The following is a 26314-nucleotide window of genomic DNA, read 5'->3' on the forward strand; positions in this document are numbered from 1 at the left end:
AGAATTGCCAATAAGTAGTTCAAATCCAGCGCGTTGGTAAAGCTAGCATAGTAGTTCGCAGCCAGGTGACCAATGATCCGCGTCAGGCTATGGGCAATTGCAATACTGTGTCATCTGTCTTCAACTACACGGCGGCTGACGTTGCATCCCGCTCAGGCGTTGCGTCACAGCTAAGGCTTCACGGCAGGCTACGTGACACTAGCCTAGTGAATCCAACCCAGCTAATTCGCATAAGTTAGCGTCTACGACGGTTTGTGGGCAACTCCACACCAGGAAGAACAGCGCTTCTCGCGCCCAGCGTCCGGCGGGATGTCCTTGAACGAATCCAGCGCCTTTGGCGGCTTGCAAGGCGGCTTGGGTGGTTCGCAGTACCAGCGAGTTTGCCTGTTGACGAAGTCCGGTGGCAGTCATCACAGCTTGGCCAGCCGACATAGCTTGAAGAACTCGGTGCAAGCGTGAGACGTCGCTGGCCAACTTGTCGGCCACAGCTCGAAGCGCGGGACGCTGACGCGCTTCGTGTTGCAAGAACTCGACGGCTCGCATCGAAAGGCCAATGGCCAGAATTGAGGTGTGCAAACCGCCGGCTCCTCCCTCGCCACCGGTGTTCACTTGCATGACCTGTTGAGCGGGACCGGCCACAATGTCCTCGTTTCGAATCGTGACACCGGCCACTTCCACGCGGTCAGTGCAGGTCGCACTGAGCGCCAGTAAACTCTGGCCGGGATGGCAGGTGACTCCCGTTGCCTGGCGTGGTACTGCAGCCAAAATCTGTTGTCCATCGGGCAGTGTGGCACCTAGCACCAGCAAATGCGCTGCGCTAGCTCCGGTGACCCAAGGCGAAAAGCCATCTAGCTGATAGCCTTCACCTGCCGTGGTGGCTCGCAGGACAGGTGTAGACACATGCTGACGACTGGTGGTCAGATGGCTGATGCCTACGGTTGCGAACAGCTGGCCATTGGCCATCTGTGGCAGCACTCGATCTCGCAGCGCCGAATTGGTACTTGATTGGATGCGGCGGCAAGCGGCGTGCCACTGTGTAACTATAAATGTTGTGGTCAGACAGCTTTGACTTAACCCCAAGAGGCCCGCCAGAATTTGCGCCTGGTTCCATCCCCAGCCATCATACTGGGGCGGCAGAAACCAACGATAGACGCCAGCAGCAGCGCAGCACTCCAACGACTCGGATGGCCAACCACCACCGCGATCAACTTCATCGGCACGCTCGCTGAGCGCCTGGCACACAGGCAACAACCGATCGGCAATACCTGGTGACTTGGCGAGCTGCTCTACTGAGAATCTCGTATCGTCCAGCACTTTGAACCGCCTTCACTTGGGGCATGCGACGTGCGAGGTCTGAAGATGCCGGTACTTCAGACGCACAGGCCAATGCCATCATTGTAAACCACAGCACGGTTCAGCGGTGGTCGGTCGAGCTGAAATGTCCGTTGCAATTCACTGTCGTTAATACAGGAACAGCCGTTCAAAACTGCCCGTTCGGAACTGTTTAATACTAGCTACTGGCAGATTTCGCAGGAAATGGGAATTGTCATGCTAGCTAAAGACGATTGAGTATTCCAAATCGGCAAGCTTTGTAGTTAGGAGAGAGTGCTTCGCATGAAAACGGGATTGGCATACATGTGTTGGCGGCCATTCGTCGCAACAGCACTGCTGGCGTGCGTATGCCAGTTCGGCGCAGCGCATGATTTTCCCAGCCTGGAGTCGGGAGCAGCGGTTTCGCCCCTTTCGTTTAGATTGGCGGATGCCATTACTTTGCAAAACTTGGCCGAAGTTGGTCTCGGCCCAAGGCAATTTGCCAGCAAGCCTACCATTCTGGACCTGCGTCCCAGCGTGACGGAACTTGCTTCGCTGCCTGCTCTGCTACCAAAGCCTATGGCCCTGCCACCGACGGCGGTCGTGCCGATCGAAGCTTTGGAGAGTCTTCAGCCACCGAGTTGGACGATTGGCCCCAACTACTTGAACCAGCAGCAACGAATCGAGGATTGCGTGCAGTTCGAACCTGGTCTGATTGACGGGCGAGCAGTCCTGCCACTGACTGACCTGCCGCTGACTGCCGAAAGGGCTGTTGCGTTAGCCAAGCCGGCCGTGACAGGGATCTGGGACTGGCGAGTCGATCAAAGCTATCGCGGTTTGAATCGCTTGGACGGGTTTTCGATCCAGGACCTGGCAACCAATTTTGTGACGGTCATTCCCGACCGCGAGTTGGCAATTGCAGAGCCTGTCCCCAGTTCACCGACGCCTGTTGAGCTGGCTCAAGCTCGAGAATTTTTACACAAAGCAGTGGCGTTCTGGATTGCAGTTTTCGACAAGCCGGTAGAACGCCAAACTGCTTCGCGAATCGGCATGGTGGCCGGGCAACTGAGCCCGAACGTATCTGGCTTGGGCCAGCATGCATGGCAACGTGGGTTGCGTCTGGCGGCCGAATTATCAAGCCCGGCCACCAGCAGCGAAATTGAATCTATCGGTAGCCACCGTCGCACACAGGGTGGAAGTCGATCCAGCAACCCGTTGTTCGTGATTCTACCGCTTGACGGTCGTGAATTTCTGTTGCCAGCTCAGCAGGTTCGACAGTGGAGTCATGTTCCCAGCATTACCGCAGATTCATCTTCCCCGTCGTTTGCATCAACTTCATCGGCCCTCGACAGTGCGCCGTCAACAACCAGTGAACAGACTGGTGTCAGTAGCGATTCCTGGGACGCTGGCAGCGGTGCTACTGTCCACTCGCCATCCGCCCCCGATGACTTGTTGGCAATTGAGCAGTCAGCAGCAGAGCGACAACAGCAATTGCGTCTAGCGCTCAGCCAACAATTGGAAAAGACCGCGCGAGAATTGCAGAGATTGTCAGAGCAGTTACGCGAACTGGATGCGGTGCCGGCACAAGTCGCAACTCGGCTGGCAACCGATCCTGTTCAGTAAAGCGGCTGGAACGCAGTGGAGATGTCACGATCAATAGGACCAAGTCAAGCCAAGGTCTACGCTTTGCATCCAGTAGGCGGACAATTGATTTAGTTGCCGTGGATAGCCAGTTTGATCCAGTGTATCGACGACCGGATCAATCTGCTGTCCGGCTAGTCCAACTGACGACCACATCAGCAGTGTATAACCGACGCTCAGTTGTACATTGGGGCGGACGCAATAGCCCAGCTTGATTCCTAGTTCAGGAATGAATGCGAAGCGATTGTCTTCCTGGTTGCCAATGTTACTCGCCCGTGCAAAAAAGCCAGCATGCTGATCAACATCCGGTGGATTACCGGGTACTGTCGTTGACCCGCTGCCCGAGATCTGTGTTCGCGTCCTCATGTTGCCAAAGCTAACTTTGGCCAGCGTCGACAGGTTGACACGCTTACGTACCACCGAGCTTAGCACGCCCAGGTGGGCTCCATTGAATTGGTTTTCCGTCGCGAATCGATCATTATATTGAAACACTGTTCCATCAACGATGCCATCCCCGTCGAACAGGTTGGTCGAGACAAAGTTTTGAAATACCGAGTTCCGCAATTGATTGTAGGTATATCCCGCGACCATATCGAAACGGTGGCAGGCTGTACGGCTGAGCAATACATATCCGGAAGCCTCCGCTCCGATCATCGATAGTCGCTCACCCGCTTGCAGGCTGCCAGTCGAAATGGGGTCGCTATTAGGCAGATTGCCCGCCACGATAAAAGCATCGGTGCCAGCATTCGGTGTCAGCAGGGGATTGTAGAACGGTACTCCAACAGAAGTTGAGCCGTCGCTGGTTATAGAGTAATCATTGCGGTCGTCAAAAATTCCGTAAGCTCGCGCACCCACGCCCAAGCGGCCGCACGATCCCAAGTAGCGACCTGCAGAGACACGAAATCCGGGTAACACGCCGGATTCGAAGGTTTGGCCAAATGCAACTTGACCATCCAAAGGATTCACCCCGTCCTGAGCTGTCATGACCAGCGGTGGTGACTGTCGGTCAGCCGCAAAGAACAGCAGTGTCTCGGCAGAAAGCCAACCGCACGAGGGGATGGCACATCCGTAGCGACCGCATCCCAAGCCGCCGCTGCCGCAGTCCGAAGTGCATTGCGCGCAGCCACCAATCGATTGGCTCGACAAATCGTAGGGTGTATAGTTCTGCGCGGACGGTGCAATTACGCTCAGATCGACATCCTGGCCGCTCGACGATGCCAAGCTGACGTTTCGAGACTTGGCGGCAGGGGTACTGAAGGTCGGGGTAGCACTGCCCGAATCGTCCTGGAGGCTACGCACTGCAGCGCTGGGAGTGAAGTGCATGTCGCTTTGGGCCACGGCGGTAGGCTGCCAAGTCCAAGTGGAAAGCAACGTGATCAATGCCAAGATTCTACTTTTCATCGTTCTATTCTCACTAAATGGATCGAGTCTCACAGTCGTTACACATAGATCGGTCCGTGCTACCGATACCGCAAGAAAAAATCGAACATCCGGAACACTCAACGCAGGTTTTGCATTTTGACAGTAGCACTGCTGAGAGACCTGTCTCGGTCCGGATTTGCCCTGCGGATCGCTGCAAATGCTGATACAATTGAGGTCTGAGCGGTCCTGGCTAAGGAAGGCCATCGAGTTTGACGGATGTCGTGGCGACGGGCTGAGGCATATTTGGCCGTACTTCTAGCTGAGCAATTGCAAGCAACACCCTATGCCAAGCAGTTCGACCCAATCTGAAGCCCTGCCGCCTGCAGCCGACGTCAATCCTGTGCCCGATTTCGGTACTGCTATTCCGCCCGATAGCGGTAAGCTGCCATCCAATCCCAGAGTTACATCGGGTCTGGCACTGCCTGGATTGGCTGCATTGCGAGTACGGAAATGGATAGGGGCGTTGAAAATGGTCGCCGGTCTCGAGCCGGCGATGCGGCAATTGCCTGACGATAAAATTCGCAAGAGTAGTCTTTCGTTGCGATACCGCGCGATGAGCGGTCAGGCGCTGGAGGAGCTTTTGCCAGAAGCCTTTGCTCTGGTGCGTGAGGCTGGACGGCGCAGTTTGCAAATGCGGCATTTCGACGTCCAAATCGCCGGCGGCGCAGCGTTGTTTGACGGCTGTATCACTGAGATGCAGACCGGGGAGGGCAAGACGTTAACGGCCACATTGCCGTTGTATTTGCACTGTCTGTCCGGCAAGGGCGCACATTTAGCGACGGTGAATGATTATCTGGCCGCGCGCGACGCCCAGTGGATGAAACCCATCTACGACCGACTGGGCGTAAGCGTCGGGGTCGTGTTAACGGACAGCAGCCAAGATCAGCGCCGTGCGGCCTACGCAGCCGATATTACTTATGGGACAGCCAAAGAGTTTGGCTTTGATTTTCTACGCGATCGGCTATTGCTTCGGGCCCAAGGGCGACTGCTGAGCGATTTTTTGGGTGAAGGTAGTTCGGAGCGTTGGACGGGGCATGGTGACGAACCTGTTCAGCGGCCGCTACACTTTGCGCTGGTGGACGAGGCCGATAGCATCTTGATCGACGAGGCACGCACACCACTGATCATCGGGTCGCTGGGCGACGAGACACGCGAAACCGTGATCGCTACATACCGTTGGGCCGCTGAGCACGCTGAAAAGTACCTGCGAGATGATCATTGGACACTGGATGAAGATAAACGCAAAGTCGAATTGACCAGTCGTGGTCGCGCGCTGGTTCGCAGTTTGCCTCGTGACGACGTGATGCGGCAAGTGGCCTTGATCGACTTGTATGAGTACACCGAGCGGGCAATCAAGGTGCATCATGAGTTTTATCTGGACCGCCATTACGTGGTGCGTGATGGCGAGATTGTGATTGTCGACGAGTTTACGGGGCGACTGGCTGAGGGACGCAAGTGGCGTGACGGGATACATCAAGCCATCGAAGCCAAGGAAAAAATCGAAGTATCGGTTCCGACCGGTCAGGCGGCTCGTATCACCGTACAGGATTTATTCCATCGTTATCGGCACATTGCAGGCATGACCGGAACAGCGGCCACCAGCGCCCGTGAGTTGACTAAGATTTACAAATCTCCCGTCGTGTTGGTGCCGACCAACCGCCCGCCCCGCCGCCAACGCTTGCCCGATCAAGTGTACGGTACCATGCTGGAGAAATTTCGGGCGATCGTCCAAGAGATCACGCACTTGAACCAGCAAGGAAGACCGGTACTCGTGGGTACTCGGTCCATTGACAAGTCGATGATCCTGTCTCAATTATTGAACGAGGCCGGCATCGAACATCAGGTACTTAACGCCAACGAGGTGGCTCGCGAGGCCGAGATCGTCGAGGCGGCTGGGGTGCGTGGCAAAGTGACCGTGGCCACCAATATGGCTGGCCGCGGGACGGATATCAAAATCGCCGACGATGTTCGAGAACTTGGGGGCCTGCACGTGATATGCACCGAGCTACACGACGCAGCTCGGATTGATCGGCAATTGATCGGGCGCTGTGGACGCCAGGGCGATCCCGGTTCGTATTGCCAATACCTCTCGCTGGACGATGATATCCTGCGCAACGCTTACGGGTACAAGCGGTTTGAAGCGTTGAAGAAATTGGGCGAGGCGGGGGGCCGCAGCTTTCACTCGCTGGCCGGCATGTTTCGCAAGGCACAGCGCAAAGTCGAACGGAAGCACTTTCGCGACCGTATGATGTTGTTGCATCATGAGCGCGAACGCACCAAGATGCAGCGCGAAATTGGCCAGGATCCGTACTTGGATACAGCCGAGTGATCAAGCTTGACCTCTTTTCAACCGTGTCGTGCAGCTCGCTGGAGATTTCTTTGACATCCACCACACCCAAATCTGCTCATTCCCGCACCACTTTGCGTGAAGTGTATCTGTATACGGACGGTGCCTGCAGCGGAAATCCTGGACCAGGTGGCTGGGCGTTTATCCTGCGCGATATTAAAACCGGCAAAGAACTGGAAGGCAGCGGTGGTGAACGGGATAGCACCAACAATCGTATGGAGCTGATGGCGGTCATCGAGGGACTGAAAACGCTCAAGAAAAGTTGTCAGGTTAAGCTATACTCTGATAGTACCTATGTGTTGCAGGGATTGCGGGAGTGGATGGCGGGTTGGAAACGTAATGGTTGGAAACGCAAGGACGGGAGCCGCCGGGTACCGGTGAAAAACGTGGAGCTATGGCAAGCTCTGGATCAGCTCGTCCAGCAGCATCAACTAAGCTACCATCATGTGCGTGGACACAGCGGTCACCCGGAAAACGAACGCTGTGACGAACTGGCCGTGGCCGCCAGCGAGAACTATCGCTGATCGGTCCGTTTGCAAATTGTCAAATTTTTCCGCGCTCAGTCATTTTGTGGCGTCGCATTTCATCAGTGAGTGCCAATCATGTCAGCATCCGTTGAATTACCGGGAGTCGAACTGTTCAATTTGGCCGGCCGGACGGCAATCATTACGGGAGGTTCGAAAGGACTAGGACTGGCCATCGCCGCTGGCTTGGCATCTGCGGGTGCAAGAACGATGTTGGTTAGTCGCGCTACTAGTCAAGCGGTCGCCGCAGCTATGGATCTGGTCGATCGCTATGCGCTGGATTCGTTTGGATACGGCTGTGACGTTACCGATCTGGCGGCTGTCGAGCGGATGGTTCAGGCGGCTTGGGTGCGCTGGCGACGAATCGACATTCTGGTCAACAGCGCTGGCATCAACATTCGTGGGGCGATCGAGCAGATGTGTCCACAAGATTTTGATCGGGTCATACGAACCAATGTACACGGTACCTGGAACACATGTCGTAGCGTGGTTCCCAAGATGAAGCAAGCCCGCTACGGCCGGATCATCAATCTGGCCAGCGCGCTGGCATCGGTTGGCTTGGCCAAGCGCACGCCCTATGCCAGTAGCAAGGGGGCGGTCGCGCAGTTGACACGTTCGCTGGCGCTTGAACTGGCAGATAGCGGTATCACTTGCAACGCACTGTGCCCCGGACCATTCTTAACCGAGATGAACGTACCGATTGCCGACACCGATGAAGGCCGGCAGCTGGTTGATGATTGCGTTGCCCTCAAGCGGTGGGGGCGGATGGAAGAGATTCAGGGAGCGGCCATCTATTTGGCCAGCCCCGCCAGCAGCTACACGACCGGCAGCATGTTGGCGGTCGACGGGGGTTGGACGGCACATTAGTGTCCACCGACACAAGCCGTTTCCCCGCTCGCTTGTAAACCACCGGGTCGATATAAAGCAACTTCGACGGACCTGTATTGGCCCGCGATCGTCAGAGTTGACTTGCTATTCCGGCCAACCGAGGTCGATACATTGGGCTATCGACCCAAAGTGTATAGATTGTCATTGAGGGATCCCCTTCGTTAGAATGACGGAGACCTTTGGATCTCGACTCAGGAGACCAGCTATGCCGACTCGACATTTGTGGACGATGGTACTGTGGAGCACCTTTGCACTTGGTGTATTTTCCGCGCACTGTTCCGGACAGCCGAGCTCTGTCGGACAGTTGCAGGAGCGCATCTATGCCGCAGTCCAAGCAGCTTCACCCGCAGTGGTGGAAATACACCGGCCAGGATCTGCATTCAGCGGTGTGATTGTTAGCCCTCAGGGGCATGTGTTCACCGCTGGTCATACCATTCAGCCAGGTTTGACGTATACGATTTCGCTGCCTGATGGCCGACGTTTCAGGGGGCAAGCGCTGGGTAAATGCGAACAGATGCGGGGCGAACGGATCGACTGCGGTCTGATAAAAATCGAATACCCCGACAGTTTGCCGTATCTGCCTTTGGGAAGTACGGCCGGATTGCGGTCTGATCAGCCGTGCCTGAGTCTCAGCTACCCCGGAGGACAGCGCGCCGACCGCCAGCCAGTGGTTCGGCTAGGATTCGTACAGCGCTCGCTGCGCCCAGGGCGTTTGTTGCAGTCCAGTGCGCTGATGGAACCCGGTGATTCTGGTGGAGCATTGGTCGATTTAAACGGGCAACTGATTGCCATTCATTCGCGAATTGGTGCGCGCATGGACCAGAACTTTGATGTGCCCGTCGAAGTTTTTCGGCAGTATTGGGATCAATTGAACATTCCTGAGACGTTTAGTAGTCTGCATGGTCGCGCCGTACCCAAGCTTGGGTTTGTCGGCGAAGATACTCCTGATCGTAGCGGCATTACCATTGTGCAAGTATTCGACGGAAGCCTTGCTCAGCAAATTGGATTGCAGGCTGCGGACGTGCTGACTCGCGTGCATGACGCCAACTTAACCTGCTTGGACGATCTGCGACCGCAACTCGAAAAAGCGATTGATTCCCAGGCCGAACAATTTAATGTTGCCGTGTTGCGCGGCATGGATCAAGTTGAGTATTGGGTCCCTAGAGAACGGTTGAGCACGCCAAAGGCTGAACGCTTTGCCGGTTTGGATTCACCACCTGCAGTGATCACAGATTTGCCTGAATCCTTGAAGCGATTGGAAGCCTTCCCTCAACAATTCGCGGCGCTGGAAGACCGCCTGGATGATGTTTGCCGGATCGTCGAAAGTCAGCGGGCGAGCACGGTAACTACGGAATCCGAGCAGCGTCACGACAGGTTGTTGCGCTGTCCTGTAATTGCGATTGCGCAAAGTCGCTGGTTAGTCGGCAAGAGTTCACTTGTCGAGCAACTTCCGATTTTGCTCGATGGCCGACAGAGGATTGAGTTGGAGGTGGTTGCTAGAGATGCCCAATGGGACTTGGTTCTATTGCGTTCACCGCAGCCGAACGCAGATGGCGTTCATTTGGTCAAATCCGCGTCTCAACCCCGCCCGGGGCAACTGCTAGTTTCAGCTGACCCAGAAGGTCCGGGCTATGTAAGCATCGTAGGCTCGTCAATTTTTCAGTCACAGCGTGAAGCAAGCAAAGGTTATTTAGGGGTCGTGCTCCGCGATCATCCCCAAGGTGGAGCCGTGTTAATTCAGGTCGACGACGGAGCGGCCCAGCGGGCCGGCTTGGTCGTTGGCGATGTGATCGTCAAATTGGATGGGCGTGCCATTCGCCAGCGTGGAGATGTGCTGCATCAATTGGGAAACAGCGATCCGCATGCCAAGTTGCAAGCCACCGTGCTTCGCAATTCACAGCAGTTTGAGGTTGAAATCGTGCTGGGTACTGTTCCCTCGTCGGCCAATCATGCCGCCGATCTCGTAGCAAAGAGTCTCCGGCGCGATGGATTTCCAGAGGTCTTTTGTCACGATGCGACGTTGGGCGTCCATGAATGCGGAGGTCCTGTGTTCGATCTGCAAGGCAATTGGGTAGGCTTGAACACTGCCCGCTACAGTCGAGTGCGATCGTTTGCGGTGCCCCAAAGTGCGGTGGTAGATTTCGTTCGACAAAACGGAGGCTAGGTCTTATCAAAATCAATCGACCTGTTGCGAACTATGGTGGTTCCTGCCAGGGCACCAACCAAATCACAACTATGCCCAAGGCATAGATCAATCCGCAAATGGCACCAACGCGCGAGTAATCTCCGCCTAGCGCTGTGAAGATAGCTCCGGCCAACAGCACTCCAGTGGCTGTTGCGAAGCGCCCCGAGTTGTAGCACAGGCCGCTACCAGTCGCGCGCACGCGAACCGGGAATAACTCGGGCAATGCCAGCGCCAGCCAACCAAAAAACAACGTCGCCAGAAAACCCTGTGCGAATACGATTGGTTGAAACGAAGGCTGTAAAGGCGCGGACCACAAGAACATCGTCATCGTACTAGCAAAGGTCAGCAGGCTAATCAAAAAGTAGCTTAGACGACGGCCTAGCCAGTGTGCGAGCTGAGCGCCAAAAAAGCTTCCCAGGGTTGCGCCGAGCGCCCACCAGCCTTGTGTGGCCGCTTTGTAGCTCAGGTTGCTCGAGCCCGCTACGCTATCTGCCCAGGGGATCATCCATTTGCTGGCCGACCACGCACCGACCATCGGTATAGCGCTGATGACAATTCCGGTGAGTGTCCTGGCTAGGAGGCCTCCGCGAAATAGCTCGGCCAGCGGTGGCTTTGGCGAGTAGCCAGAAAGTGCATGTCGCGTCGCCAGCCATTGCGGCGATTCGGGTAACCAGACAAGTGTAAAGGCTCCCAGCACCGCAGGCAACGCCGCCAATTGAAATGCCCATCGCCACGAATCGGCGGTGATGGGCCACAGTCGCACCGCCTGTGACAGCGCCAAGATTCCCGCGTTCAAGCCGGCCATCATGATGCCGGAAACGAAAGGTCGAGAAGCCCCTGGCCAACATTCGCTGACCAGCGCCATACCGTTAGGCCACAGCCCGCCGACTCCCAGTCCCACCATAAAACGAAGTAGCAGCATCTGTTCTTGAGTCTGTACCCACGAGCCCAAGCCGGCAAACAGCGAATAAAACAGAATGCTCAGTCCCATTGCACGCGACCTGCCAATGCGATCCCCCAACCACCCCAGCGCGATGCCGCCCAGGGCGGCCCCCAGCATCAAAGCGGCGGTGTAACGTGCGAACCAATCGCCACCAAGCTGCGGTGTGAAATCGGTACCCAGTAAACTCTTGGAAACCGACAGCGACGCAACCGGCATCAGACCCAACTCGACTCCATCCAAAAATAGGGCCAACAGCGTCGTTATCAGAACCAACGCACCTGTGGGCCGAGTCAGCTGTGAATCATTGCTCATCAGTCCGCCTGCGGTACACGGAGATGATCGCGCTATTATCCAATTCCCCCAGACCTGCCTGCTGAGCCAGATCAAGCAGTTGACGATGGGTCAGCGTCAGCGGCAGGTCTAGACCAGCTTCACGGGCCGTCTTGAGAATCAAGTACACATCTTTGCGATGCTGTGACAGCTTAGCTTGAACGCTAAAGTCGCCTCGCAGCATTTTATCGCCTTTCGATTCCATCACGCGTGATGCAGCCGCGCTATGCTTCAAGACATCCAGGGCGGTCGCTGGATCGACTCCCAAAGCTTGAGCGTAGGTCAGCCCTTCAGCCAGGGCAGCGCGATTCAGCCCCAGTACCAGATTGGTGATTAACTTCATCCGCGCGGCTGATCCGGAAGGGCCAATGTAATACGCAGCGTGTGCAAGTGACTTCCACAGGTCAACACAGGCTTCGTAGTCAGCTCGATCTCCACCCACCAAGATGACCGCCTCTCCAGTTCGCATTTGTACGCTCGACCCAGAGACTGGGGCTTCCAGATATCCAACTCGGTATTTGCGCAGCCATTGACTGGCGCGGCAGGCGTCGTCTGGATCGCCGGTCGTTGTGTCGATCAAGATGCTACCAGGTCGAAAACCGCTCTGCAGATTCTGGAGGACCTCATGGACGATTGGGCTTGAGTACAAACTGACGATGACGCGATCGCAGGATTCCAACGGGTTGTCGCTCCACTGTGCGCCGTAGTCCAGCAATGCTTGGGCTTCGTCGCGGCTGCGATTCCAGGCAAACACCTGGTATCCTTGATCCAACAGTCGCTGGCCAATAGCGGTGCCCATCAAGCCAACGCCAATCAGTCCAACAATTGGAGGCAGAGAACCGTCCGTCGAGTCCTGGCTATCAGCTTTCAATTTACACCCGCGCTGGAAATGCTATCCACTCATTCCAGGCAGTATAGCGTGTCGCACCGCCCCACCACAGACTGACGGATTGAAGTTTCCAGGGACGACCAGGGATTGCTAAACCGCCACTGACCATTGGATGGAGAGAGCTACACTCACGGCCAGACGTATGGGAATACGCATGAAAGGAAATTCTCGACTCAAGATTGGCTGCGAGCCAAGCGCCCCCATCCAAAACCAGTCATTTCCTGAGTAAACTTGCTGGCCGCGTGATGCGAGCGGCCAGTGTAGTAGCCAACGTCGCCCGATGGTGGAGCTTCAGTCCAGCCACTGTCTGTCGATGGTGGCTACGGTTGGGGTCTGCAGGGGCGCTCGCCCAGGTGTGGTTGGATCTGACGTCACTTAGCGGAGAACGGCAATGAGCCTTAAGAACAAGACCTTGTTTATTACCGGAGCCAGTCGGGGGATTGGGTTGGCCATTGGGTTACGTGCTGCGCGAGACGGGGCGAATGTAGTGATAGCAGCCAAGACTGCCGAACCTCATCCCAAACTGACAGGAACGATCTACACTGCTGCCAATGAGATTCGTCAAGCAGGCGGTAATGCGCTGCCTCTGGCCGTCGATATACGGCATGAAGAACAGGTACGAGATGCTTTTGCTAAAGCGGCCGCTGAATTCGGCGGGATCGACATCTTGGTCAACAACGCCAGTGCCATCAACTTAGTAGGTACAGAAGCGGTTGAAATGAAACGTTATGACCTGATGCATGGTGTTAACACACGCGGGACGTTCGTGTGCTGCAAGTACGCGGTGCCTCACCTGAAAAAGGCTACCAATCCACACGTATTGATGATTTCACCACCGCTGAACATGGAAGCTCGCTGGTTTGCGCCGCATGTCGCGTACACTATGGCTAAGTTTGGGATGAGCATGTGTGTGTTGGGTATGGCCGAGGAGTTTCGTCAAGAAGGTATCGCCTTTAATGCGCTGTGGCCACGAACTACGATTGCCACGGCGGCAATTCAGAATTTGTTAGGTGGTGACAAAATCATGCGACTTAGCCGCAAGCCCGATATCATGGCCGATGCTGCCCATGCGATTCTGACCAAGCCCAGTCGCGAATTCACCGGCAATTTTGCGATCGACGATGAAGTGCTAGCTCAGCAAGGCATTGTCGACTTGCGTAGTTACCAAGTCGACGACAGCCTTCCTCCCGAAAAACTGGCCCCCGACTTCTTCGTATAACCGCTAGGCAACATCTAGCGGGTAATGCACTGCATGCCTATCAAACCTATCGACTGGCGGGGTGAGCCGGCGCGCGGCGAGATCATTGCGTAGTCGTGTTTGATTGTTGTGCAAATAGTTCAGTATTTGCATTGCTTGGTGGTTGCTCATCACCCCGCTGGTCCTGCCCTGCCAATAGTGTGAATGGTTACCTTGGCGCGCTGCATCTGCTGAACCACCGCCAATTACAGTGCCCTCAAATACGCCAGCGCATCAGACATCTCTTGGATGGCGTCACCTGCACCAGCGCGTTCCAACACAAACCAGCCATTAAATCGGTGCTCTTCCAGTACGCCCAGGATTTCAGGGAACTCAGCCGAGCCGCGTCCGACTTTGACTTCAATTCCCCGGCGTTGTGAAAAATCACGTACAGCATCACGCGCTGCCACTGATCGCACGTAATGAGCGCAGATGCGAATGTCTTGGGGGGTGTAGTGATTGGCCAGGATCAATCGTGCTGGATTGAAGTGGATGCCCAGCGATCCCCCTGGCACTTGATCCAAAAGTCGAACCAGTACTGGGCAGGGTTCACTCCCTGTTTCACAGGCCAAGACGGCTCCAACACGCTCACCGTGGCGGGCCAGATCGGTCAAGCTGGCCAGTAGTTGAGAGCGAGCCGGGTGTTGATCGTCCTCAGGGACAATCCCCACTGCATTGATGACGATCCTGGCACCAAGACTGTAGGCAAACGTCATGGCCTGTTTGGTTGCCTCAAGTCGCCGGTCCAGGTCGTCGATCACATCGTAACCGCGTCGAGTCGGATAGCGAACCGCTGCAACCGTTAAATTCAGATCGGTAAGCATCTTGAGAATCTGGCGACGTCCAGTATCGCTAATTTCGCTGGGCTGAATGCCATTTCGGGCGTCGATTTCGATACCACTGGCACCCATTTTGGCCGCTGTGTGCAAAGCTTTCTTAAACGGCATACGTACACCGGATAAGGCGATGGCGATTTTCAATTCTGGCACAATGAATCCTCTTCTCAGCCTGAAACGTGCATGTCGGCTCCCGCGCGACCAGCGTTGGACGGTCGCTATTGTGTTGTTTTTCGCCGGGTTGACTAGCGGCCAGATTCACGCCGACAGTCACCGCCAGGCCGCGAAAGCCGTCTTTCAATGCAATTTTCAGAGTGGCTACGATGCCAACTCCGATCGTCAGCCTGACGGATGGCGCCGGCGCCGCGATCGACATCATCCGGCGTATCTGACGGCTGAGATCGTACCTCGCAACCCGCAGCAGTTTCGCGAAGCACAGAGCACTCAAATTTTATTAGCTCGGCTGTGGCAAGCCTGGAAAACCAAGTCCTGGGACCCGAACTATGTGCCGGAGACTATCCCTCCGCTGATCACTCAGCTGATGGATGGTGTCGCTCTAACCAATTGCTACCAAGTACAGATCGATGGCGGGGCCTTCGAATTGGTCAGTCCGCGGTTTGATCTGAACTCGCAGTATTGCTATTGCATGGAGGCAGACATTGCCTGTCAGAAGTTGGCCGGGCATGAGGCAGTAATTGAACTACATATTTATCGCGCAAGTGCGGAAGCGGTGGAAGTGTTATGTACGCCTGGGCAGACTGGTGACTTTGATTGGCGAACTGTGCGGTCCAAATTGATTGAATTACCAGTTGACGAGTTGATTCAAGGCGAGGTTCACATTCGCGTTCGTCCAACCATAGATGCGTTCTCACGGGGGGTAGTTCGGTTTGACAACATCAAGGTGCTGCAGTTCCCCCGGTTAACACTTACGACGGACGCCGCACACCATATAACTCAAACGGGGCGGTCAGTGCAACTCAACTTCATTGCCAAGGGACTGCCTCGTCCCTATCAGACACTTCGCTGCGAGTTATTGGACGTAGAGCGGCAGATTGTGGAAGCTACGAACGTGCCCCTGGAATCAATAGATACTAAGTCCCAAGGTAATCAGCGAATGGGTTCTGAATCCACAGAGGGTACTCGTCTGATAAGCAAGCCATCCGCCCCAAGCACATCCTCACCACCCACAAATAGGTTGGTTGCCAAACGGGACTTGGCATCCGGTCCTAGTACATCACCAGCAGAAAATGCATTCGCCTTAGCAGCCAAATGGCAGTTTGTTCCTGAGCGGCAGGGATTCTATTTTGTCCGGGCAAGCGTTGATGGCGATTTCACAACAGAAATTCCGCTGGCAGTGATGGATCTTCGACCACAATCGGGTGGACCGTTCGGTTGGTCCATCCCTTCCGAGTCTTCCGGTACTCAATTGGGTCCGCTGGTCACGATGGCTGAGCGGGCAGCGGTTGGCTGGGTGAAGTTGCCTATATGGTATGATGCGCACAGTCCTCCAGACGTTGATACGCTCCGCAAACAGCTTTCACAACTTTCTAGGCGAGGTGTCCGCTGTGTGGGTCGTTTTGATCACGCGCGAGATGGTCAATTCCTAGGAAGATCGCGCGACAATCAATTGCCTAGTGCCGCCATGGCTTTTAGCGACCCTGCGATTTGGGAGCAGTCCATCGAGCCAGCGTTGGCTGCTTGGGGTGCCCAATTGTCTGGCATTCAATTGGGCGATGAACAGGATTTCAGTTTCGTTCAGAATCCGGAGGCGCTGCAACATATTTCGCAGATGTTGACCCGGCTTCGCTCGATTGGACACGATGCGCCTTGGACAGTAGTTTGGGACTGGTTGCACCCTATCGACATTTTACCGCATGCCGCTCGGCCTGAACCAAGTAATTCCGCAGGCAATATGCCGTGGGCGAACTCAGCTAGTCCTGGTGCAGCACTTGCTGGCAGACCATTGTCCAACGCAGTGCATTACTCCACCAATCCCCATCTTACCGCTCAAGAACTGGCCGCCTACATTCAGCAAACGCCTGCCAGCAACCAGACCTGGGTTTCAATCAACCCCGTTTCGGCTGAAAAATATAGTCTGCGGGACCGCGTGCTGGATTTGTTGCAGAAAATGATTGTCGTAAAGCAGTCCAGTATTCAGGCGGCTTTTGTAACCAAGCTAGTTGACGATGATTCGGGATTGTTCAGTCGTCACCTTCAGGCGAATGAGTTGCTGGTGCCCTGGACGCTCATTGCCGATGCAATTGCACTCCGCCAGCCCATCGGCTCGATCGAGCTTCCGCAAGGCAGCCACAATCACATATTTGAAAATGAAGTCGACAGTGTGATGATACTCTGGAATAGCAGTCCTGTTCAGGAGGAGCTTTTTGGCTGTCAGGACCTGACCGCTTACGATGTCTTTGGCCGCCCAGTGGCCATCCAGATTGAGCAGCTACCGTCGGGCAGTCTGGTCAGTCGCGTGCCTGTGGCACAGTGGCCGGTCATCGTGCGCGGCATCAACGCCAATCTAATTCGCTGGCAGCAGAACTTCGAGTTGCTGGTTGATCTGATCGCTAGCGAATCTGCAGCACAAGGCCAACTACCGGTCTCAATACACAATAGCCTGGCGCAGCCCGCCAGTGGATTCTTGACGGTGCACTGCGAGACTTTGTTCAAGGGCGGAAGCGTAAGTCAAGAACTGCAATTGGGACCGCGCAGTGCTTCTCGCCTGGAGGTGCCATTTCAATTGCGGCAAGATGCGTCTGCTGGCATCCATCAATTAGAATTCGCGTTTTTCTTGGATGCCGATCGCAGCTATGCCTTTAGCCTGTATCGGCCATTGAAGCTCGGCCACCGTGACTACGAGATCACCTGGAAAGCCAGGCGAATCAATGCAGAGATGGTCGAAATGCAGGCCGAACTGGTCAATCATACGGACCAGCCGGTAAGCTTTGACTGCAAGCTCTTTCCGCAAGCGGTGGCTTACCAGAGAATACAAATTCTGGATGCGCCCACCGGCAGTAGCAGCCATGTTCGACAACTGAAGATCCCCGCCTCATCACGCTCCAAGTCGGTGCCGATGTGGATTCGCTGCGAAAAGATTGGCGACAAGTTGATTTTGAACTATCAAGCGTCGGAGTAATCGGCCAAGTCGCGAATGATCTGCAGCGCCTCCTCCAATTCGCTGGTCTGCACGCCTGGCACTCGCCCGCCGCGATCACACTCTCCTAACAATAGCAGTTCGTCGTACGATGGATGTTGACGCAGCCTGCGGTGAGCCCGGGAGCCGATCGTTCGGTCGTAGATGCGATGAACATGCATGTGCTGTTCAATGAACCACGCCGTTCGTGGTGTGATGAAGCCTGCCAGTGCTTCCAGGCCAGCTGCAACGTGATTGTCGATATCCAGCCCTTTGCCTACGTCATGCAGCAGTGCAGCCAATAGGAACTCTTCATCATACGGCAATTGCTCATAGGCCAGATCAAATACCTGCAAACTGTGGTACAGTGCATCTCCTTCGGGATGATATCGTGGATGCTGCTTGACGTTTTCCAGCGGCAGCATCAGCGCCATGTACAACTGAAAACGATCTGGCAATTCCTCCATTTCGTCGAGCTTCTGTGACAGATTCAAGTCCGGGTATTGGTGGTAAAGTAGCTGCTCAAGTTCCGCCGTCGAGGCCCGCTCAATGGCCTTGCCCGTGATCGAACTGGTGAAATGATGGCTGGATAGCGACGCAGGATAGATCGTCAATTCAATTGGGAATTGATCGCGCAGATGGATATGCGTGTAGACCTGAAAATTTCCTTCTTTGCGCACCTGCTTCCGCTGGACATCATAGGGCAGTAGCATCCCATCCAGGCACATGGTGATGGCGGACAGATTATCCGAGAATAAGTGGATGTCGATATCGGAACCTTGCCGCACATGACCGGTCAACACGCTACCTATGAGCTTTGGTCGAAAGCGATCCAGCTGACGCATCAGCCGCAGAGCCACCAGCCGCATATCCAGTAGGTGATTCAGGCGCTGTGAGCCCTCGTGCAACCTGGCCAAGGCCTGAATTTCGTCGCGAATCTCAGCGTTGCTCGGCAGATCGGCAGGCTTGATCCAGCCCTTACAGATGCGACTGGCCGCCTTTTGTTTAGCGCGATAGTATTCTGACTCTTGCCGATAGTACATGAACCGGGCAGCTTCATGACATATTTGCCGCCGTAACTTGCTGGAAGAACGTTCAGGCTGATTCATATTGTAAAGTGGAACATGGATTTATTGAGCAACTGAGCATCAACTATGATTCACGTAACAGTTCAGGCAGAATGCTGCTTTGGGTAAGTGTGGGCCGGCACGTGGCTAAACCAATGATGCATGAATGGATTCATGCGCCAAACGCATACGCGATATCTCGTCGAACAGCTATTACCGGCTCCGCTTGTCCCACCCTACATAGCCCCTGAAACCTTACAGGTAAACTGTATGCAGATTTCTTCGTTCGTTCAACAGCATTGGTTGCAACCGCTTGGTGTGGAGCATATTCAGCCCTGCGACAGCGGATTGTCCAGTGCTGGTGTTTGGCGACTGGCGATCCCCGCAGGTGATGGCTGTTTAAAGGCTTGGCCGTTGGCCTGCACACCCGTCGTCAGGCTTGCGCGCATCCATCACTGTCAAAGAATGCTGACCGACGCGGGCTTGAGTTTCATTCCTGCATTGGCCAACAGCCCGCTGGGAGGCACCTGGATTGAATCTGGCCAGCATTTATGGGAGGTCACCTCTTGGCAAGCTGGCCAACCCGATGGTAGTGAATCCGCCGGGCCAGTGCGGCGTAAAGCTGCCTCCGTAGCACTCGCCAGCATTCACCGTATTTGGAGGAAAAACGAGTGCCGAGTGGCGACCTCCCCGGCCGTTGGGATTCGTATCGAAAAGATTCAATACTATCGAACCCAGTTACGGCAATGGGATTCAGCAGGCACCAATTCCGCGATTCTTCCATGGTCTGCCGAAGGAATTGGTCAATCTGCCGGCACCAAGCTATCAGACTTGTCGCGACGGACAATTGAGCATTTTCGGAATTCAGCGGACCGACTACAAACGCAACTAACTGCGCTGCAATTTCCCACGCTGGTACACGTTGCCTTGCGGGACATCCATTGCCAACACGTACTGTTTACGGGCGATCAAGTAAGCGGCGTTATCGACTTCGGAGCTGTACAGGCCGACGAGCCACTTATTGACTTAGTACGCCTGTTGACCAGCCTTTCACCGCGCGACAAGTCTGCGCGATACGAGACGCTTGAGTGGTATCTTAATCAGACAACTAGTGAAGGAATTGGCGTCTCCGTGTTACACTCCTGGAAGCGCGAAGCCGCTTGGCGATTTGGTGTGTTGGATGAAGTTTCGACCCTACTTTCGGCGATGCAATGGTTGGATTGGCTAGTCTGGCAAGAACGCCAATTCAAGCAGCCTGTACTGCAGCTTTATCGCCGCTGGGCCGGATTGCTTGAGCGACTTGATTGTGCCGATTGGTGAAGTGCGCATCGGCATCAAGGTTGCGTTATTTGACTTTGGCAATGCGCGCCAAGGCTTCATCGGTGCCCGCCAGTAGCAAAGTATCGGAATCCAACAGCCTAGTGTCGGGGTTGGGAGAGGCGGTGATGCGATCTTTAAGCATGTCATGCACGGCCACGATGGTCACGTCATAACCTTGACGTAACGCCAGCTCGCGAATGGACTTGCCGCACCATGCATCCGGCACGCCCATCTCTTGCAGACCGAAACCAATACCTAAGCTGACATACTTGAGCAGTGCGTCGCCCCCCATGCGCTTGGCCAATTCAAGGGCCGAATCTCGCTCGGGGAAGATCACTTCCGTAACTCCGATCCGATTCATGACGCGGGCGTGATCGACGGAAATGACTTTCACAAATACGTCACGTACTTTCAGATCGTTCAGCGCCATGACCGCCAGGATGCTGGACGCAATATCTTCTCCTGTCGAAACGATGCCTGCATCAGCTTCGCGAACACCTAATCGTTCCAACGTCTCCAGTACCGTAGCGTCGCCAACTACCGCGCGAGCAACATGTGGAGCCACTTGATCCACCACCTCTCCATCGATGTCGATAGCGACAACTTCATGGCCGTTATCCGTTAGCGATCGTGCCAGCGTTGAGCCAAAATTCCCGAGACCGATAATAATGAAGCGTTTCATGGAGGATCAATCAACTCTGGTGTGTGAGAAATCAACTATAGACGTAGCGGGCTTAGCCTACAATCACATCTTCGTAGGCATAACGAAACGCTACCACGCGACCTCGGCGTACTATAAAAGCAGACGCAAGCGCCAGCGGCCCAACGCGTCCCAGGAACATCAGCACAATTGCCAGCCATCGACCCGATGTAGTTAGTTCGGGAGTCACCCCCATGGATAATCCGACCGTATTGAACGCGCTGGCCACTTCGAAAGCTGCAGACAGGAATGGTTGTAGTTTTTGCGATACTGGCTGAGTGCAGGTCATTAGCAGTACCCCCAACATGACCGTGCCCGTTACTATAACGAACAGGCCCACGGCCCGCTGAATCGTTTCGTCCGGAATCGAGCGGCTAGCAAAGGTCGTCGAACTTCGGCCTCGTATGCGTGCCCATGCCAGCAGCCCTAATAGGGCGAAGGTTGTTGTTTTCATTCCTCCGGCCGTGGAACCAGGCGCGCCGCCAATCATCATCAGCAGGATGGTAATGAAGTTCGTGCTATCCGAGGCTTGGCCGTAGTCGATGACGCTAAATCCGGCGGTACGTGCTGTAATGCTCATAAACAGCGCGTTGTGCAGCTTGTCTTGCCAGGCCAGAGTTTGCAATGTACCATTCCACTCAAACGCCAAAAACGCCAGGCCCCCTAACAAGCTCAACAGGAAAGTCATGTACAACACCAGTTGTGTATGAATGGAGATCGGGCGCCGGACCTGTGTTGCCCGAGTCCGTCGTGCTCGTGACACATAGAGTTCTTCCAACGTCAAGAAACCTAAGCCCCCAAGCACGATCAGCAGCATAATCGTGGTAGTCGTGGCTGGCGAATGGCGATATTCGATCATCGATGTATTGAATGTCGAAAAGCCGGCATTGCAAAAGGCGCTTACCGAATGAAACAATCCATGCCAGGCAGCTCGGGCGTGCCCCATATCGCGCGACCACAGCAGATATAGCAGTAGTGCGCCTGACAATTCAATCACTACTGTGAATCTCAGAACATCCAATACCAGGCGCCGAGCTCCAACGTAGGGCCCAATCTGATTGTAGCCTACCGTCGCCGCCTCGGTTCTCAGCGATAGTCGGCCCCCCAGGGTAGCAATGATCATGCTCGTTAAGGTCATCATTCCTAGACCGCCAAGCTGAATCAAAATCAGCAAATAGACTTGGCCCCAGGCCGTAAAGTAGGTGCCGGTATCAACCACGGTTAATCCGGTCACACAGGCAGCGCTGGTTGCCGTAAACAGCGCATCCAGCCAGCCCAGAGGTTGGCCTTGATATAGGCCTGGCAGACCCATCAAGCCCCAAGTTCCCATCAGTATCAAGCCTACAAACGATAGCACAAACAACTGCGATGGATTCAGTCGCTGCCAGAAGTAGACTCGCTTGCCGCGAGGCAAATTCCACCGCCGATTGGTGGCGGTCCATTTTGCGCGCGCACGATGCCTTGCGGGACGTCGATCAGTTCGCTGCATAGTTGATCAATTTTGCCGAGGGCCTTTAGCCCGCGCTCGCTCGCTGGCGCACAATCCACACCGAACAATTGGCGTTGCGGAGCACATTGCGAGAAACGCTACCCAGGAAGAATCTCTCGAGTCTGCCGCGGCCTGTATCACCCACGACAATTAAGTCGGACTTCATTTCGTCGGCAAAATCGGACAGGCCCAGCCCAACGTGATTGCATTGACGCACATGAGGTGTCAGATTAGGCGTTAACCCCTGCAATTCTTCTGTTGCGTCGCGAACCATTTCTTCGGTGCTGCTCATGATCTGCGGTATGTCCAGTTGCAGCGGAATCTCGTCTAAACCAATCACCGGGAAAGCGACCATGCTAACTACGTCGATGATCGTGTTTTTGCCCCAACCAAATCGTCCTAGCTCTTGGATGGCGTGTCGGCTGGGCGCAGAGTCGTCATAGCCGATGCAGATTCTCAGTTGACGGTGATTCTCTTTGCGCAGTCCGGTATCGCGTACGACCATCACCGAGCACGGTGCATGAGTCGCTACAAAATCGCTCACGCTGCCCAGCAGTAGCCGCGAGAGTGCCGAATGCCCTTGGGCGCCCAGTACGATCAAGTCCGACGAGAATTCACGTGCCTTCTCCACAATGGTCTTGCCAACATGTCCCTCGACGACGTGGCGTTTGATGACAACATTGGCACCCTGAAACATCTGCTGGACCTTCTCCAGCGTTTTGCCGGCCTGTTGCCGCTCAGCGTCAGCGTTCTTAGCTACCCACGTCTGCGCCTCAAGACTGCCGTGTATGTCTGGCAGATAAATGACCGCCATCACATCCAGTTCAAGCTTTTCGTGATGAGGCAGGTGAGCCAAAAACCACGCAGCCAACTCCGCGTTGGCCGAACCGTCCGTCGCCAGTAAGACTTTCATCGCACATAACCTCCTCAAATTTGATACGACACTAACCTCGTCTGCGCGCCCCTATCATACAGCATTCGTACTCGGAACTCCAGACGCAGTGGTTCGCCGTCAGGCCCCTATCGGTTGTGCGGATAGCCATAAATGGTAATGAGGGAAGCTAGGGCGGTGGTAACGCTGATCTCTGATCAATGACCAAAGTTGGGCTGCTGGAGCGCTGCCGCTAAACACACTGCGGGCAATTCTATGGCCAGAGCACTTCAGTACGACGCTGCGATGATTAACCACACATGCTCGACGGCTGATCCCATGACTACTGCCTGGTGCGCGCCAACTCCAACTTCCGCCGAAATGTCTGTGCGCTCTCTTGCAATACCGCTGGAAACTTGGACCTCAAGAAATTGCTTCCAGAGAACCAATCGGGTGGCTCGTGCAGAACCAGTCGCGTCTCGATCAGCAGTTGGTCGGTCTCCAGTCCTGTTTCTTGAACACTCACATATCCGCCGCAACCCGAGTAGGGAGTAGGCGCCGATTGCGTCTTTTGGCCCAGCTCATCTCTTTGCACTTTAAACGCACGATTGGCTAGGGACTGAAGTTCGTCCGTAGGCGTGGCATCTGCTGCAAAGGTAAATCGAGGATCCAACTGCCAGGCCATTAACACGAATCCAGCGGATTCGATTTTTTCCACGCGAGCCGTTCCGCGCAGCTCGACCCTATTCATCAGTGGCGCAAAGAACGTCGCGTAACGCTCCATAGACTCGTCGGCTATTTGAATACCCAATTGTTGCAACAGTTCGGTGGAAACCGCCTCGGGTGCGAAGCCAACCTGCTCTTGATCGGCACCTGCCGAGCCGAAGAGGCCCTCCATCAGTTGCTGGTCGCGAAGCTGCTCTAACTTAGCGTAGGCTACAAAGGCGCTATAGACGTGATGGCCGACGCGCTGTCCGCCTGCATCGACGATGTAATTCAGCTCGACATGCACCGGAGCCATCGCGGACCGGCGAGCAAAACGTTCCCAACCGTGTCGGGCTGCAAGTGCATTCAGCTTCTGGCGGCGCTCGGCTAAACTATCCGCGGGTGTCAACAAAGCTCCAGGCAGCGGCTGGCGTACTTGCGCAGTTACCTCAATGCCTGGCCCCAGCAACAACTCCAACAGCGAACCGGCTGCATTGGCTACCAGTTCATGTGCGTGGCAAGGTCGAGCATTGGCTGAAAGCACTACAATCGTCAAGCAACACAGCATCCCCCGAGGTGTGCTCGGCGCGTACCACGAGATAACTTCGCGACACAACGCCAAGCATTGAATCAAGCCGACCGTCATCAGGCCAAACAGACCTCGCGACCACCTGTCCATCAAAGTCCCTACATTACGTCCCGGCGGCGGGAGTGTCTTGGCTAGTTGGTTCTTGGTCTTCGCCAAGTGTCTCGGCCGGCTCTTCCTCTGTTTCCTCCAACTCCTCATCACCTTCCCTGAGTTCAGGGTATTTTGCTAAGAAGCCAGACAGGTTGTTTGAGTAGCGTATGATGCCTTCAATATCCCTTCGGGCGAGGTTCATGATTGCCTGAACGGATGTGGCCCGCGAGGTGTTGTTGATTTGCGATTGTATGGCATCAACTAACTCGATCAACCGCTTCAAATCATATTGCTTGTCCAACTCGAGTTTGTCGGAGGTCAGGTGATTGGTGAGCTTGCTCTCTTCGGCCTCGATACGGCGGCCTTCCAACGCGAGTCGCGCGGGTTGTAGCAGTTCATTCAATCGCCGCCGCGAGTTCGTGGCTTCCCAATCGCGACTCTGAACGGTCGTTGTACCACCGGGATTTGGTCGCCCAGGACGCAGGCGTCCACCGCGTGTCGCTCCGCTACGGTCCGAGGCCGGATTGTCAAAGCCTGCACCATCCAGGCCACCGCCAAGTGACATGCTGCGCCCGATGCCACCCAGGCCTTGGTCGTTTCCGCCGCCGGCAAAGCCGCTCGTGCGGCGTTGAAGATCGTTTTCATGTTGATGCCAAGCAACCAATTGGCTGCGCAGAAAGTGAGTTAGTCCCAGTACGTACAGCGTTTGCTGTTCTGGGGTAAGCGCTGTGGCATCCTGTACGCATAGATATTGCAGCGCCGATAATCGGATACTGGGCAGTTGCTCCGCATCAGCCACATAACCGAGAGCCAAGTCGATAGCATCCGGGGCGCGAGCAATGCGCAGCACATCCAAACCGCGACGAACGAGCCAAGCATTCATCTGAGCTTCGGTGGGGTTGGCCGGTAGTTGGCCGGCGAACTTCAGTGCCAAGGTCTTCACATAACTCTTCGCATTATCATTCCATCTAGCCCATCCGTCCTTGGTGTGGCGCTCTAAAGCATGTAAGGCAACCGCGTGTAAGTAGGCCGGCGTCGTGTCGTTCTTCAATAGCTCGCCTAGCCCCTTGAGCGCCTCCCTCGAAGGCATGCGGATGTTGGTGCGCATGTCGCGAGCGTCGTCTAGCTCGCCCAGCAGGACGACACAATTGACGCGCGCCGCCGCAGTCTGTTTTGAATCATCGGCAAGCCTCCTAGCCAGCGGAACGAGCTGTGCAACCAGCACGGCACGCGCTTCGGGTGTTTGCTTCGGGTGGTTGGTCAATTCCTGCAGTTTGCTCCAGGTGGTGCGAAAGTTGGGGAGCGCTTCTTTTTCTTGATAGGGTAGAGTAAACTCTCTGAGGTAAGCAACGCAGCACTGCTTGAGGGCTTCCAGACCCGCGCTGTCTGTGGCAGGTCCCTCCATGAAATCTTTGGCAGCTTTGATCGTCTTGCTGTCCAGCGGGCGCTGTGCGGGCGGGGCCTGTGCTAGAGATACGCCACGAGTCAGGGTGCAGCTCAGCGCTAATATCAGCGACAACCGCCTTAAATACTTATCCATGGATTCCAGTTCCCGGTCAAATTCTACTTGGGATGTCTTGCGCAGCTATGGTCGCCAGAACGTGGGGTTGAACGCAACGTGGTCAGTTTCTGATACATCCAACCTCTGGCGAAGGTGGCTACAAGTCTGGCGAAGGTAGCTACAGTTGGGGCAGCTACGCTCCCTAAGAACCGAAGACACACGACATGCCTATCATTATAGGCTATTTGGGCGCCAGGCCGAGTGTCAACCATTGTGCAGCAAACGTTGGCGAT

19 protein-coding genes are annotated in these 26314 nt (G+C 55.2%); 8 read left to right on the forward strand and 11 right to left on the reverse strand.

Features of this window, described 5'->3' with window-relative positions:
- Positions 1 to 198: 198 nt before the first annotated feature.
- A complete protein-coding gene (locus KF752_12855) occupies positions 199 to 1314 on the reverse strand; it encodes an acyl-CoA/acyl-ACP dehydrogenase (protein ID MBX3422435.1) in 1116 nt (371 codons plus the stop codon).
- 300 nt (positions 1315 to 1614) lie between these two features.
- On the opposite strand from KF752_12855, the gene KF752_12860 reads away from it, so the two are divergent.
- A complete protein-coding gene (locus tag KF752_12860) occupies positions 1615 to 2934 on the forward strand; it encodes a hypothetical protein (GenBank protein MBX3422436.1) in 1320 nt (439 codons plus the stop codon).
- Between the two features lie 30 nt (positions 2935 to 2964).
- On the opposite strand, the gene KF752_12865 is transcribed toward KF752_12860, so the two are convergent.
- Entirely contained in the window at positions 2965 to 4353 is a 1389-nt protein-coding gene (locus KF752_12865; GenBank protein MBX3422437.1) for a BBP7 family outer membrane beta-barrel protein, read from the reverse strand.
- A 304-nt stretch (positions 4354 to 4657) separates the two neighbouring features.
- On the opposite strand from KF752_12865, the gene KF752_12870 reads away from it, so the two are divergent.
- The 4 genes from KF752_12870 to KF752_12885 all read left to right on the forward strand — a co-directional run bounded on the left by KF752_12870 (position 4658) and on the right by KF752_12885 (position 10297).
- Positions 4658 to 6703, forward strand: a complete 2046-nt coding sequence (locus KF752_12870; GenBank protein ID MBX3422438.1) for a preprotein translocase subunit SecA — start codon at positions 4658 to 4660, stop codon at positions 6701 to 6703.
- A 92-nt stretch (positions 6704 to 6795) separates the two neighbouring features.
- The gene (rnhA, locus tag KF752_12875) at positions 6796 to 7245 is read left to right on the forward strand and encodes a ribonuclease HI (protein MBX3422439.1); all 450 of its coding nucleotides are present in this window, start codon (positions 6796 to 6798) and stop codon (positions 7243 to 7245) included.
- A gap of 78 nt (positions 7246 to 7323) precedes the next feature.
- Positions 7324 to 8112 (forward strand): SDR family oxidoreductase, encoded by a 789-nt coding sequence (locus tag KF752_12880; protein MBX3422440.1) that lies wholly within the window; start codon positions 7324 to 7326, stop codon positions 8110 to 8112.
- Positions 8113 to 8338: 226 nt separating this feature from the next.
- On the forward strand, positions 8339 to 10297 hold the full coding sequence (locus tag KF752_12885; protein ID MBX3422441.1) for a trypsin-like peptidase domain-containing protein: 1959 nt from the start codon (positions 8339 to 8341) through the stop codon (positions 10295 to 10297).
- Positions 10298 to 10328: 31 nt separating this feature from the next.
- Here the strand turns inward: KF752_12885 and KF752_12890 are convergent, their stop codons facing one another.
- A complete protein-coding gene (locus KF752_12890; protein ID MBX3422442.1) occupies positions 10329 to 11573 on the reverse strand; it encodes an MFS transporter in 1245 nt (414 codons plus the stop codon).
- A complete protein-coding gene (locus tag KF752_12895; protein MBX3422443.1) occupies positions 11563 to 12462 on the reverse strand; it encodes an NAD(P)-dependent oxidoreductase in 900 nt (299 codons plus the stop codon). The genes KF752_12890 and KF752_12895 overlap by 11 nt, the downstream gene beginning before the upstream one ends.
- A gap of 409 nt (positions 12463 to 12871) precedes the next feature.
- On the opposite strand from KF752_12895, the gene KF752_12900 reads away from it, so the two are divergent.
- The gene (locus KF752_12900; protein MBX3422444.1) at positions 12872 to 13699 is read left to right on the forward strand and encodes an NAD(P)-dependent oxidoreductase; all 828 of its coding nucleotides are present in this window, start codon (positions 12872 to 12874) and stop codon (positions 13697 to 13699) included.
- A gap of 224 nt (positions 13700 to 13923) precedes the next feature.
- Here the strand turns inward: KF752_12900 and KF752_12905 are convergent, their stop codons facing one another.
- Entirely contained in the window at positions 13924 to 14706 is a 783-nt protein-coding gene (locus KF752_12905) for a sugar phosphate isomerase/epimerase (protein MBX3422445.1), read from the reverse strand.
- A gap of 1 nt (position 14707) precedes the next feature.
- Between KF752_12905 and KF752_12910 the strand changes: the two genes are divergently transcribed.
- Positions 14708 to 17692: a hypothetical protein gene (locus tag KF752_12910; protein MBX3422446.1), complete on the forward strand. Its 2985-nt coding sequence runs from the start codon at positions 14708 to 14710 to the stop codon at positions 17690 to 17692.
- Here KF752_12910 and KF752_12915 read toward each other — a convergent pair.
- Complete coding sequence (locus KF752_12915) at positions 17677 to 18732, reverse strand: HD domain-containing protein (GenBank protein ID MBX3422447.1); 1056 nt, start codon at positions 18730 to 18732, stop codon at positions 17677 to 17679. The genes KF752_12910 and KF752_12915 overlap by 16 nt on opposite strands.
- A gap of 294 nt (positions 18733 to 19026) precedes the next feature.
- On the opposite strand from KF752_12915, the gene KF752_12920 reads away from it, so the two are divergent.
- Positions 19027 to 20076: an aminoglycoside phosphotransferase family protein gene (locus tag KF752_12920; GenBank protein ID MBX3422448.1), complete on the forward strand. Its 1050-nt coding sequence runs from the start codon at positions 19027 to 19029 to the stop codon at positions 20074 to 20076.
- A 25-nt stretch (positions 20077 to 20101) separates the two neighbouring features.
- Here the strand turns inward: KF752_12920 and KF752_12925 are convergent, their stop codons facing one another.
- From KF752_12925 to KF752_12945, 5 genes are all read right to left on the reverse strand, one after another.
- Entirely contained in the window at positions 20102 to 20758 is a 657-nt protein-coding gene (locus KF752_12925) for a TrkA family potassium uptake protein (GenBank protein ID MBX3422449.1), read from the reverse strand.
- Positions 20759 to 20810: 52 nt separating this feature from the next.
- Positions 20811 to 22265 carry a TrkH family potassium uptake protein gene (locus tag KF752_12930; protein ID MBX3422450.1) on the reverse strand — a complete coding sequence of 485 codons (1455 nt, stop codon included), beginning with the start codon at positions 22263 to 22265 and terminating at the stop codon, positions 20811 to 20813.
- Positions 22266 to 22290: 25 nt separating this feature from the next.
- Entirely contained in the window at positions 22291 to 23178 is an 888-nt protein-coding gene (locus KF752_12935) for a universal stress protein (protein MBX3422451.1), read from the reverse strand.
- A 301-nt stretch (positions 23179 to 23479) separates the two neighbouring features.
- Positions 23480 to 24520, reverse strand: coding sequence for a hypothetical protein (locus KF752_12940; protein MBX3422452.1), 1041 nt, complete (start codon positions 24518 to 24520; stop codon positions 23480 to 23482).
- Positions 24521 to 24533: 13 nt separating this feature from the next.
- Entirely contained in the window at positions 24534 to 26060 is a 1527-nt protein-coding gene (locus KF752_12945) for a hypothetical protein (protein ID MBX3422453.1), read from the reverse strand.
- Positions 26061 to 26314 lie beyond the last annotated feature (254 nt).

The organism is Pirellulaceae bacterium, from assembly GCA_019636385.1.
Classification (GTDB): Bacteria; Planctomycetota; Planctomycetia; order Pirellulales; family Pirellulaceae; genus Aureliella.